The organism is Microcystis flos-aquae FACHB-1344 (assembly GCF_014698375.1).
GTDB classification, from domain to species: domain Bacteria; phylum Cyanobacteriota; class Cyanobacteriia; order Cyanobacteriales; family Microcystaceae; genus Microcystis; species Microcystis aeruginosa.
In genome coordinates, this window is record NZ_JACJSW010000215.1 from 1 (window position 1) to 1,854 (window position 1,854).

General features: G+C 37.0%; 1 protein-coding gene. It reads right to left on the minus strand.

The window, feature by feature from the left end; all coding sequences use genetic code 11:
- Positions 1 to 88 precede the first annotated feature (88 nt).
- Positions 89 to 1,504, minus strand: a complete 1,416-nt coding sequence (locus H6G48_RS22300) for a pentapeptide repeat-containing protein (RefSeq protein WP_190723229.1) — start codon at positions 1,502 to 1,504, stop codon at positions 89 to 91.
- Positions 1,505 to 1,854: the final 350 nt, after the last annotated feature.

Genomic DNA, 1,854 nt, shown 5'->3' on the forward strand with positions numbered 1-1,854 from the left:
ATATAGAAGAGTTAATGCAAATTAGCCGCTATCGGTTGAAGGATTACATCAAAGGACAAAGAGCGATATCGCTTGCCCTATCTACCTTCTAGCTCGCTTGTCCCCCTCTCAGCCAATCAGACCAGGGGTCGGTAGTAGATAAACTTGATGAAATTATTGACATAGAGATTATACTTGATGGTAAAGCAAGACTGAAAAAATACCACCAACCTAGCCATTTTGCAGACCGTTTAGACTTAAAAGATAAAGTAGAAAAATTGTATGTTAAAAGGACAAAAAATGACAATGAGAAAACTATCATAATGGCCGTGATTATTTTGATTGGTTGATCTAAAGAAGTTAAGTCACCTTTGTACTGTTCCTCCCTGTACCAAAAATAGCCCCAAAATAAAGTTGGATAACCCCAAAATAATAGACATTTCAGTCTGCTCCATTTTTTAGCTTGTAGAGGCCGCAAAATTTTTGAAAAGATTATCTCTAAGAATACAATTATTGATAGCAAAATAATCAAGCAATAGATCTCTGTTAGGGGATAAACTTTATTTAAAATTTCTTGAGTCCACAGATAGGCTATAAGTAAGGCAAGTCCAGACAGTCCTACCCGGAAAAAAGCCTTGAAGATATTTCTATAAGTTTCTATCTCATCTGCATCAAATAAAGTTGAGTAGGCTGCGAGGGAGAAAAATAGCGACGGTATAACTGGCAAACTCAATGTTACTATGCTTAAGACTAATAACCAGTTGTCTGACATAGCTTCGGAATCGGGATGAAAAAATGAAAGAATTGCAGATGAATCAACACGGAAAAATGAAAGAAGCACACAACAAATAGATAGAAAACTTAAGATTATTAAAATAGGATAATTCCAAACTAATTTTCCTAAATTCCTCCAAGACTTACTAATCCAAAACATATAAAGTGGGGAGAGCAGAGAACCTGCCAATACCCAAAACAGTAGATTGCCCAAGAGTCCAGATAAAGGCTGATCGAACGTTTTAAGCCAAAAAGCCAATATTCCCAATCCCCAAAAAACCTGAGAAATCATGGCACTACTTTGAGACAGGTGGATGGAATAACCAACAGGGACAAGAATCGCTAACGACAAAAAACTATTAGCATTTTTATTGATTAAAATTAGTTCATCTTGCCTAGAATTAAGCAATAAATAAATGACACTGATAGTCACAACTACGCCAGCAAGCAATAAAAAGAAGAACCAGGCATATTTCGTATCATCGTTTTCACTTCCAGCTTTGATGCGATGTAATTTAGCTTTTGCAAGCCTGGCTTTTGCAAAATTTGTTCCTGTTAGATCGCAATTGGTAAAATCAGCTTCTCTTAGGTTGCAGTCAGCAAAATTCGCTCCCGATAGATTGAATTCGGCAAAAGATTCACCTCTCAAGTCAAGGTTGCGGAAATCTCGCTCCCCACTTTCATACTTTTTTTTTATTTCCTGGGCTGTTTTGCTCTGTTGTTTCGATGGTTTCGATGAATCGATTTTCATCTTCTGCTCCTATATTTTTTGATTGACTTGTTCGTCCTTAGCGACCCAAATTTTATCTTCTTTAACCCGATTAGCTTCTAAACCTCCTTGTTTTGGCTTACAGGCTGTGAATTTTGAATGGATCTAGAAAAAGTCTGATTTGCTTTCCTTCTACTCATTAGTACTGAACTTCCCCCGTATAAATATACTAGCTATGGCTCAAAGTCTTACAGAGCCTGAGTTAAAGCAATGTAATACCTGGACTTCCCCCGTATAAATATACTAGCTATGGCTAAAAGTCTTACACAGCCTGAGTTAAAGCAATATAATACTAATGGACTACTGGACACAAACTCCGGAAGTCCTTACGC